Source organism: Brevundimonas sp., from assembly GCF_036659295.1.
Classification (GTDB): Bacteria; Pseudomonadota; Alphaproteobacteria; order Caulobacterales; family Caulobacteraceae; genus Brevundimonas.
In genome coordinates, this window is the sequence record NZ_JAVXCU010000101.1 from 1 (window position 1) to 6788 (window position 6788).

Genomic DNA, 6788 nt, shown 5'->3' on the forward strand with positions numbered 1-6788 from the left:
ACCTGACCATGGGCGAGAACATCGCTGATCTGGGCGGTCTGGTTCTGGCGCATGCCGCCTATAACCGCAGCCTGAACGGTCAACCCGCTCCGGCTCTGGATGGTATCAGCGCCGAACAGCGCCTGTTCCTCGGCTGGGCGCAGGTGTGGCGTGACAAGATCCGCGACGAGACCCTGCGCGAATATCTGGCCACCGATCCGCACTCGCCGGGTGCAGCGCGCGCTGCAACCCCGCCGCGCAGCATCGACGCCTGGTATGATGCCTTCGGCATCACCGCCGACCAGAAACAATACCTGAAGCCGGAAGATCGCGTCCGCATCTGGTAAAAAACAAAGGCCCGCAGTCCTCACCGGCTGCGGGCTTTTTTGTACAGTCTGCAAAAGGAAAGCCCCGCCAGCGCATGCTGACGGGGCTTTTTCAATCGCGTTGCCGCCTGAAATCAGGCGACGTCACACTTAGCCAACGATGTCGGCGTCGGTGAAGAATTGAGCGATTTCGATGCCGGCGTTTTCCAGCGAGTCCGAACCGTGGACCGAGTTTTCACCGATCGACAGGGCGAACAGCTTGCGGATGGTGCCTTCGGCAGCATCGTTCGGGTTGGTTGCGCCCATGACTTCACGGTACTTGGCAACAGCGTTCTCGCCTTCCAGCACCTGAACAACGACCGGCTCTGCGATCATTTGCGAAACCAGTTCACCGTAGAACGGGCGTTCTGCGTGAACTTCGTAGAACTTCTTGGCTTGGGCTTCGGTCAGCTTGACGCGGCGTTGAGCGACGATGCGCAGGCCAGCGTTTTCGATCACAGCGTTGATTGCACCGGTCAGGTTACGACGGGTAGCGTCCGGCTTGATGATCGAGAAAGTACGTTCGGTCATGGTGGTGACTTCTGTTTGGAAAAAAGGGTCGCGGGCTTATAGCGTTCTGCTCACCTATTTCCAACTCCCCCTTACAGTTGTCTAATTTCTCCCGTAACAAGCGGCCCAAACGACACGAACAGTTCATCGGGCGATATGCTTCAAATTACCAACCTGACCTTTAGCTCCTGGGGCCGCCAGTTTCTGGACAATGCCTCGGTTAGCCTGCCGCCCGGCTCTAAGGTCGGTCTGGTCGGCCGCAACGGCATCGGCAAATCCACTCTATTCAAGATCATCCTTGGCGGTCTGGCTGCCAATGGTGACGAGGTTTCCATCCCCAAGAGTGCGCGCGTCGCCTCGGTGGATCAGGAACACCCCGCCACGCCCGTCAGCGTGCTTGAAACCATTCTTGAAGCCGACAAGGAACGCCACGACCTTCTGACCCGTCTGGAAACCGCCGAGCCGGAAGAGATGGGCGAAATCTGGATGCGTCTGATCGAGATCGACGCCGACAGCGCCCCTGCCCGCGCCTCGGAAATCCTTGTGGGACTTGGCTTTAGTCAGGAAGACATCCAGCGCCCGATGGCCCACTTCTCGGGCGGTTGGCGTATGCGTGTGGCATTGGCGGCGGCCCTGTTTGCCGAGCCGGACCTGCTGCTGCTGGACGAACCGACCAACTATCTCGACCTTGAAGGCGTGGTCTGGCTGGAACAGCGCCTGAAGCGTTACCCGCATACCGCACTGCTGATTTCGCACGACCGCGACCTGCTGAACTCGGTCTGTACGCACATCCTGCACCTGTCGAACCGCAAGCTGGACCTGTACACCGGCAGCTACGACACGTTTGAAAAAACGCGCTCAGAAAAGCTGCGCCTGATGGCCGCCAACCAGGCCAAGCAGGACGTCGAACGTGCCCACCTTCAGAAATTCATCGACCGCTTCAAGGCCAAGGCGTCCAAGGCCACACAGGCCCAGTCGCGCGTTAAAAAGCTGGAGAAGCTGGAGCGAATCGAGCTGCCGCCAGAAGAGCGCGTGGCCCCGTTCATCCTGCCTTCACCGGAACGCCCGCTGCCGCCACCGCTTATTCGTCTGGAAAATGCCAATGTCGGTTATGAAACCGGCAAGCCGATCCTGCGTAATCTAAACCTGCGTATGGACCTTGATGACCGTATCGGTCTTCTGGGCGTCAACGGCGCGGGTAAGTCGACCTTTGCCAAGCTGATCGCCAAGGCACTGGACATCCAGTCGGGCGAGTTCCATCGCGACGGCAAGATGCGCGTGGGCTGGTTCCACCAGCACCAGATCGAGGCGATGGACCCCGAGGACACGCCGTTGCAGATCATTCTGCGCGAAATGCCCGATGCCAGCGAGAACAGCCGTCGCTCGCGTCTGGCCCAATGGGGCCTGCCGTTCAACAAGCAGGACACCAAGGTCGCCGCCCTGTCGGGTGGCGAGCGCGCACGCCTGTTGCTGAACCTTGTCGCCATGGATGCCCCGCACATCCTGATCCTCGATGAGCCGACCAACCACCTTGATATCGACAGCCGCCGCGCCCTGCTGGATGCGCTGAACGAATATACCGGTGCCGTGATCCTGATCACCCACGACCGCTCGCTGATGGAACTGGTGGCCGACCGCCTGTGGCTGGCCGCCGATGGCACGGTGAAGCCGTTTGACGGCGATATGGACGACTATACCAAGTTCGTTCTGGAGCGCGCCAAACAGGGCATGAAGCCTTCGCAGGTCAAGAACGAGGCCGTAAAGGCCGATGCGCCTGCCAAATCCGGCGGCAATGACAAGAACAACAAAAAGAAGGGCAAGTCCCCTTCGACCCTGCGTCATGCCGTGAAGAAGGCCGAAGAGACTATGTCGGCTATCGCTGCGGACATGGCCAAGGCAGATGAAGACATGGCCGCGACGGCCGGTAAGGATCCTAAAAAGTTTGAAGTCCTGAGCCGCAAGCGCGCCCAGCTTCAGACCGATCTGGAAAAGGCCGAGCAGGAGTGGGTTGCCGCTGAAGAAGCACTGGCAGAGGTCGCCTGATGAAAACCCCGCCGCCGATCCTGTCGAAAGACGAGTTGAGAGACGCGGCGGGCATTGTTCGCGCATATTTCAGCACCGAACTGGATCAGGAACTGGGCCAACTGGCCGCCGAAATGCTGGTCGAGCATTTTGGCCAGCATGTCGGCAAGATGTTCTACAATCGCGGTCTGCGTGACGCCGAAAGCGTCGTAAGGGCCAAGGTCGAGGATATTTCAGACACCCTTTATGGTCTGGAACGCTAAATCAAAAAGGCCGCCCAGAAGGGCGGCCTTTTCTTTTGTTATCCGCGCTTTGGCTATCAGCCGCAGGTGACGCGGGTGATGTTCTGGGTGGCATCGTTATAGCTGAAGGTCACGCGGTCCTGACGGTAATCCATCGTGGCGGCACAGGTGTCGCACAGGACGCGGAAGGTCAGACCTTCGGGAGCCTTGGGCAGCGACTGGCGCGGCTTGCCTTCCCACGACTTCCAGTCCTCGATACGGCACTGGGCCGAACCATCGGCCGAGCGGATCGGTTCGTCCGTCGTTACAGGGGTCGGAGCGCAGGCCGCTACGGCCAGAAACGCTACCGCAGACACCATAGAGACAGCTTTAAACATCGCCATATCCTTTTGATTTGTTGTGTTTATCCGCACGAAACAGACTGCACGCGGCCCGTTTGGCGGTCATAGAAGATGTTCAAACGGTCCGGCCTGTGATCTTCGGTCACCGGACAGGTTGTACAGGTTACACGGCGGTTGATCACATCCACCGGCACAGGAATTTCGCTTCTTTGACGGCCGACCAGCCACTGTAGCTCGGCAGCATTGCAACGGTCGCCGCTACGGCTTGATGCAGAAGGTTCTACTGGCGAATAATACGGCCTTTCGGTCGATGACGCCACTGCGGGCTGTACCGGAAGGGTTGGTGCGACCGGACCACCGCAGGCGGCCAGACCAAGGGACAAAATCAGGCCGAACGCGCCCAGCGTCCGTCCTCGTCTTGCTTCCAGTATTGTAGCTCTGCCTTGCTGTCCTTCAGACTGCGCCAGCGATTGCGGGCATGCTGAACGGACTGATCGTTGCGACCGTCGAAGATGATGAAACACCGTGCAAATCCTTCCGTGTTCCCCAGCTCTGACTCGTCGATGATGAACAGCGTCTGAGCAGAGTTCAGATTCTCGCCCGATTCGGAAATAAGCACCGGCTGCACTTGTGCGTGATCCGTACCGGCACGGCCATGCGGCAAGAAACTCTCGGGCCGGTACACCCAGAGCATTTCGTCCAGATCATCCACGGTGCCGCTGTCGCCAGCGCGCACCAAGGCCCGCCAGCCCTTCTGGAGGGTTTTCTCCAGAAGGCCCGGCAGCACCTGATCCAGCGTCGAACGCTCGAGGTGGTAGAACCAGATTTCCGTTTTGGTGTCGGACATCCGGCCCTACCCCCTTATTCTAAAAGCCTTAGGCTTCGTACTTGTCGGCAACCATCTGGTCGAGCAGACGCACGCCCCAGCCCACAGCACCGTCCGGCACCGTCGCAACCTTGGAATCCTTGATCCACGCGGTCGAGGCGATGTCGATATGCGCCCACGGCACATTATTGGTGAAGCGTTGCAGGAACAGAGCGGCGGTAATCGAACCACCGGCGCGGCCATTGCCCATGTTCTTCATGTCGGCAATCGGGCTGTCGATGTGGCGCTCGTATTCAGCCGGGATCGGCAGACGCCATGTCTTTTCGCCAACCTTCGGACCAGCAGCGGCAATGCCGTCAGCCAGTTCGTCCGAGTTGGTGAACACACCGGCATATTCCAGCCCCAGCGAAATGATGATCGCGCCGGTCAGGGTGGCCAGATCGATCATGAATTTCGGCTTGAAGCGGTCTTGGGTGTACCAAAGCGCATCGGCCAGAACCAAACGGCCCTCGGCATCGGTGTTCAGAACCTCGATGGTTTGACCCGACATCGAGGTGACCACGTCACCCGGACGCTGGGCGTTGCCGTCCGGCATGTTTTCAACAAGGCCCAGAACGCCAACGACGTTCACCTTGGCCTTGCGACCGACCAGAGCATGCATGAGGCCGGCCACAGCAGCAGCGCCGCCCATGTCCCACTTCATTTCTTCCATGCCGTCAGCCGGTTTCAAACTGATGCCGCCGGTGTCGAAGCAAACGCCCTTACCGACGAAGGCAATCGGAGCCTCGCCAGCCTTGCCGCCGTTCCACTGGATGACAGCCATCTGGCTTTCACGCACCGAGCCTTGGCCGACGCCCAGAAGCGAGCCCATGCCCAGTTTTTCCATCTCGGCTTCGCCAAGGATTTCAACCTTGGCACCGAGGGCTTCCAGTTCCTTCACGCGGCGCGCGAACTCGGCCGGATAAAGAATGTTTGCCGGTTCCGACACCAGATCGCGCGAGAAGAACACGGCGTCAGCCACAGCCGACAGAGGCGCGAATGCAGCCTCGGCAGCCGCAGGATCAGCGGTCACGACCTGTACCGTCGTGATGGACGGCTTTTTGTCGGCCGTTTTCTTGGTGTGGTATTTGTCAAAGCGATACGAAGCCAGACGCGCGGCAAAACCGGCGCGAGCCGCCTGTTCGGCGCTCAGGTGAGTCGCATCGATGGTCAGGACTTCGGCACCCGACATCTTAACAGCGGCATAGGCCGTTGCGGCATAGGCTTCGACAGCCAGATCGTCGAACTTGGAGCCAGTACGTTCAGGCTAGAATTCGCGGCACCTTTGAAGCGGCCCGACGACATGGCTTTGGACAGGGCACCCGACGCCGCTACGTCCAGACCGGCACCCAGACCCACGAGCTGACGCTCTTCCTGAACCATCACAGCGAGAACCTGTGACTTCTCGGCGGCAGCTACGAACTGAATTTGCATTAAACTTCTCCGGCCGGAGAATTACTTCTCCGGTGGCGTTTGATTTGAACTAGAGCGCAGCGATGGTTCCACCGTCGCGCTCGGACGTGTATTACATGGGCCTCATCGCTTACGCCTGCAACCAAATCGGGCCCCTCAACAGCGCAATTTTCACTGTATGACTCTTATTCAAAGGTATCTGTTCCGCCAGATCGGCTTGCCGGTTTTGGCCGCCATGGGCGCACTGCTTGGAATTGGCCTTCTAAGCCAGAGCCTGGAACAGCTGGAAGTTATTGTTGAGCGTGGTCAAAGCCTTTGGGTGATGACCAAGCTGACCCTGCTTGCCCTGCCACAGCTTCTGGCAGTGATTCTGCCTATCGGTTTGTTCGTCGGTGCGCTGATTGCGCTCACCCGTCTGCAGCGCGATCAGGAACTGACCGCCGCCTATGCTGCCGGTATGAGTCGCATGGCCCTGATCCGTCCGGCCATGACCATTGCGTTGATCGTAACTGTGGCCGGTCTTTTGACCACCACGCTGCTGCAACCGTGGGGCCAGCAGGAAAGCCGCCGTCAGGCCTTTGCCATCCGTACCGATCTGGCCGCACTGCTGGTCGAGGAAGGCCGCTTTGTGCAAGGCCCCGACGGTCTGGCCGTCTATACCCAGCAAATCGAGCAAAACGGCCTGTTGCGGAACCTGTTTGTCTATATCGACGACGGTAAGACCGTCACCAGCTGGGACGCCGAAACCGCCCGCTTTACTCGCATCGACGGCATCCCCGTCCTGACCATGCAAAAAGGCTCGATGCAGCGCTATTCGTCCCGCGAGGTGCTGAACCACCTTTCTTTCGACAACTACGCCATCGACCTGACCCCCTATGCGCGCGGCACCGACCAGAACATCCGTTTCAAAGCCAGCGATCTGTGGATGAACGAACTGTTCGCGCCTAGCGACGCCATCGTGAAAATGGCCGGTACGCGTGGCGAACTGGCCGCCGAGGGCCACAGCCGTATCGTCTCGCCCTTCTATGCCATTGTGGCCATGGCCTTTGCC

Annotated in this window: 7 protein-coding genes and 1 pseudogene; 4 read left to right on the forward strand and 4 right to left on the reverse strand. The window is 59.4% G+C overall.

Annotated features, from left to right (window positions below):
• A partial coding sequence (locus RSB01_RS12700; RefSeq protein ID WP_332625596.1) for a M13-type metalloendopeptidase occupies positions 1-326 on the forward strand: 326 nt, incomplete at its 5' end.
• A 129-nt stretch (positions 327-455) separates the two neighbouring features.
• On the opposite strand, the gene ndk is transcribed toward RSB01_RS12700, so the two are convergent.
• Complete coding sequence (gene ndk / locus RSB01_RS12705; protein WP_332619597.1) at positions 456-875, reverse strand: nucleoside-diphosphate kinase; 420 nt, start codon at positions 873-875, stop codon at positions 456-458.
• A gap of 135 nt (positions 876-1010) precedes the next feature.
• On the opposite strand from ndk, the gene RSB01_RS12710 reads away from it, so the two are divergent.
• Together RSB01_RS12710 and RSB01_RS12715 are read left to right on the forward strand one after the other, a co-directional pair.
• A complete protein-coding gene (locus tag RSB01_RS12710; protein WP_332625597.1) occupies positions 1011-2897 on the forward strand; it encodes an ABC-F family ATP-binding cassette domain-containing protein in 1887 nt (628 codons plus the stop codon).
• The gene (locus RSB01_RS12715) at positions 2897-3139 is read left to right on the forward strand and encodes a DUF2164 domain-containing protein (protein ID WP_332619595.1); all 243 of its coding nucleotides are present in this window, start codon (positions 2897-2899) and stop codon (positions 3137-3139) included. Before RSB01_RS12710 ends, RSB01_RS12715 begins: the two co-directional genes overlap by 1 nt.
• 56 nt (positions 3140-3195) lie before the next feature.
• Here RSB01_RS12715 and RSB01_RS12720 read toward each other — a convergent pair whose 3' ends face one another.
• The 3 genes and pseudogenes from RSB01_RS12720 to RSB01_RS12730 all read right to left on the reverse strand — a co-directional run bounded on the left by RSB01_RS12720 (position 3196) and on the right by RSB01_RS12730 (position 5758).
• On the reverse strand, positions 3196-3495 hold the full coding sequence (locus RSB01_RS12720) for a hemolysin (RefSeq protein ID WP_332619594.1): 300 nt from the start codon (positions 3493-3495) through the stop codon (positions 3196-3198).
• A 349-nt stretch (positions 3496-3844) separates the two neighbouring features.
• The gene (locus RSB01_RS12725) at positions 3845-4306 is read right to left on the reverse strand and encodes a DNA polymerase III subunit chi (RefSeq protein ID WP_332590882.1); all 462 of its coding nucleotides are present in this window, start codon (positions 4304-4306) and stop codon (positions 3845-3847) included.
• 28 nt (positions 4307-4334) lie between these two features.
• Positions 4335-5758 (reverse strand): annotated as a pseudogene (locus RSB01_RS12730) (leucyl aminopeptidase).
• 157 nt (positions 5759-5915) lie between these two features.
• Here RSB01_RS12730 and RSB01_RS12735 point away from each other — a divergent pair.
• On the forward strand, positions 5916-6788 hold an 873-nt coding region (locus RSB01_RS12735; protein ID WP_332625598.1), incomplete at its 3' end, for an LptF/LptG family permease.

Excerpts from the sequence above, each read along its gene's own strand:
- ndk (WP_332619597.1), bottom strand. The coding sequence starts at position 875 with ATGACCGAACGTACTTTCTCGATCATCAAGCCGGACGCTACCCGTCGT.
- RSB01_RS12710 (WP_332625597.1), top strand. The coding sequence starts at position 1,011 with ATGCTTCAAATTACCAACCTGACCTTTAGCTCCTGGGGCCGCCAGTTT.
- RSB01_RS12715 (WP_332619595.1), top strand. The coding sequence starts at position 2,897 with ATGAAAACCCCGCCGCCGATCCTGTCGAAAGACGAGTTGAGAGACGCG.
- RSB01_RS12720 (WP_332619594.1), bottom strand. The coding sequence starts at position 3,495 with ATGTTTAAAGCTGTCTCTATGGTGTCTGCGGTAGCGTTTCTGGCCGTA.
- RSB01_RS12725 (WP_332590882.1), bottom strand. The coding sequence starts at position 4,306 with ATGTCCGACACCAAAACGGAAATCTGGTTCTACCACCTCGAGCGTTCG.